Consider the following 1,582-nt stretch of genomic DNA (forward strand, 5'->3'; position numbering starts at 1 on the left):
TGAAAAGTGATGAATCCTGCCAATGGTTGATCTCCTCCAATTGCTCTTTGGTCACCCCGGCCGACAGGGCGATAGGAACATGCTGTGCCCATTCATACCGTGAGCCGATCAGAAAGGATATCCGTATAATCACCAGCTCCCGGAAGGTGGAGTTGAGTTTTGATTTCATCAGCAGCGCGTTGCCGAACCTGGTGAATTCCCGGACGGAACCAGGGCTGTTGGCCACCATTTTCTGAACATTTAATATTCGGCTGTTGGCCTCCAGTTTAGCGAAGAAGTCCTTTATTTTTTCCGGGGCCTGGTCAATACGGGCGTATGGTACTCTGGGCATCTGTTTCTCCTGTCTTAGGTGATATTCTTCCTGGTTTTAAACGGCTGTTAGGGGGCCTTGCGCAGGCGTTGAAGTTCCCGCTCATCAGAGAACAATTCATCCCTCAGCGTTTCTCTCTGACGGTCGAGATCACGTATCTCACTTCGCAATTGGTTGCGCTGTGAGGCGGAAGTTTTTTCATCGCGAAGTTCGGCTTCTTTCCTTGAGACCCGGTCCAGATTGCTCTCGATCCGCCGCTTCAACGAATAAACCCCGTAGGCAGCCTGGTAAAGAGATTTAAACCTCCGGAATGGTAGCGCACCCTACCAACAGCCCCAAAAAAAATAAAATGAATTTGATCTTGTGCATGAGTTGTTATTTTCTCCTTTTTCGATCTTGTTGGAAGTACTCATTACCAAGAAAAAAATTTGATAAGGGTTTGTTTTTTATTGGGAGAGTATAAGGAAAGAAAAGGATATGGTCAAACAGAAAAAAGGCCTAGGAGTCAAGGGGGGGTGAAGAAAACGCAGGGGTTAACATTCGCCCTGCTTTTCTCCTTGCTCCGGTCTTTTTCTTGTCTTATACTCTTTCCTTCAAAAAGAAATTTTTATTAGTTAAATTGTAACAAAAAAAGAGGGTTCCGAGTAACTTAAGGGAGACTTCAATGAACCAGAAAAAGAATGCATTCCAATATAGGCCTCTGGCGGCGGCTGACGTGGAAACTGTGCCGCTTCTACACCAGGGCACTCCTGAAGAGGTGCGGGCTCGAATAGCCGCTATTGGTTCTTCGGCCATACTCGCCTTTGAAGAAGGTGACCATATCGGGCAACTCCAATTCCGTCCCTACGAACCCGGGGTGGTATCCCCCCACGGACTTAATGACCCACTGTACTGGATGGATTTCGAAGATCAAGCCCCCACGATGCCGGACCGATCGCTTTCCTTGTTCTGTTATCACGTAGGCCAGCTGGACAACACGGACCGGCGTGATCCCCGCTATATGGGGCGGGGCATCGGTACGCGCCTGCTCGACGAGGCAATCGCCTGGGCGGAGAAGGCCGGCTTCTCGGCGATCATCGCCAAGGGGCTCAGTTCCCTCTGGCCGATACCGCAGGTTATGGGCGGCATGCCGACAGAACTCTACCTGCGGCGCCAATTCAAAATCGTCGCCAGCTATTACGATCAGCAACTGCTGAAATGGATCCCGGAAATAATCAATGAAGGCGAAGATGAGAAACAAAAAGCCCTTGGAAATAAGGAAAGCACAAAAGC

The 1,582-nt window shown here is 49.5% G+C and carries 3 protein-coding genes; 1 reads left to right on the top strand and 2 read right to left on the bottom strand.

The genetic code is table 11. The annotated features are described in order from the left end of the window. Both ACYC56_RS14095 and ACYC56_RS14100 read right to left on the bottom strand, forming a co-directional pair. Positions 1–331, bottom strand: a 331-nt coding sequence (locus tag ACYC56_RS14095; protein WP_461374807.1) for a carboxymuconolactone decarboxylase family protein, incomplete at its 3' end; no start/stop codon positions are given. Positions 332–378: 47 nt separating this feature from the next. Next, positions 379–573: a hypothetical protein gene (locus ACYC56_RS14100; RefSeq protein ID WP_461374808.1), complete on the bottom strand. Its 195-nt coding sequence runs from the start codon at positions 571–573 to the stop codon at positions 379–381. Positions 574–1,034: 461 nt separating this feature from the next. On the opposite strand from ACYC56_RS14100, the gene ACYC56_RS14105 reads away from it, so the two are divergent. After that, positions 1,035–1,582 (top strand): GNAT family N-acetyltransferase (locus tag ACYC56_RS14105; protein WP_461374809.1); only part of this gene is annotated, 548 nt, incomplete at its 3' end.

It is taken from the genome of Candidatus Aquicultor sp. (assembly GCF_054640775.1).